The 765-nt window shown below is 65.9% G+C and carries 1 protein-coding gene; it reads right to left on the bottom strand.

The window, feature by feature from the left end:
• Window positions 1-765 (bottom strand): hypothetical protein (locus tag NZ653_10135; protein MCS7287475.1); only part of this gene is annotated, 765 nt, incomplete at both ends.

Below are 765 nucleotides of genomic sequence, written 5' to 3'. Positions count from 1 at the left end.
GGCAGCCGTTGCCCACTCCAGTCGCACCTGCTGGCCCCTCACCTCCGCGACCCGGAAGTAGAGCAGCTCCACGGCAGTGGGCACGTTGCGGATCTCCTCGTCATCCCGCGGCGAGTTGGCCGGGTTGTTGTAGATATCGACCGGGTTCGGCACGGTGACGACGTTCAACGTGACGGTGATGTTCTGGATCACCCGGAACACGGTGGTGATCCGGAAGGACTCTCCCGGCGCAAGGTTCTGGCCGAAGCCGTGAGGCGCCGGGCCCGTCAGATCATACCAGGTGAGGAGCCCGTCGTCGTTCGGTTCGTTGGGGTGGATGGTGGCGGTCACGAAGCTCAGCACGGCCGGGTCATACTGATCCACCAGCGGCAGCCGGTCGATGGGGCTGACCCCCGTGTTGGTGATGAGGATGGTGAAAGTGACGTAGTTGGGCGCCACCTCATCCAGATCAGCGCCGACCAGCTGCTTATCCAGCGCGATCGATGGATCGGTCAGAGCCACCGGGGCGTCGTCGGTGTCCGTGAGGACGCCGCCGGGGTATTCGCCGCCGACGAGGGCGACGTTCCAGTAAGTGCCGATGACGCCTGGCGTCGCCGTCACTGCAAACGTCACAGTGAGGCTTTGCCCGGGGGCCAGCGGCCCCAGGTCGAGCCAGACCAGCTGCGGCTCGGCGATGACGTCCGGGTCCGTGGGCACGCCCGATCCGCGGATGTAGTAGAAGTCCGTGGGGAGCGTGTCCGTCAGGGTCAGCCGACTGAAGGTCAC

This window comes from Anaerolineae bacterium (assembly GCA_025062375.1).
GTDB lineage: Bacteria > Chloroflexota > Anaerolineae > SpSt-600 > SpSt-600 > SpSt-600.
This window is presented reverse-complemented; position numbering and strand designations above follow the sequence as displayed.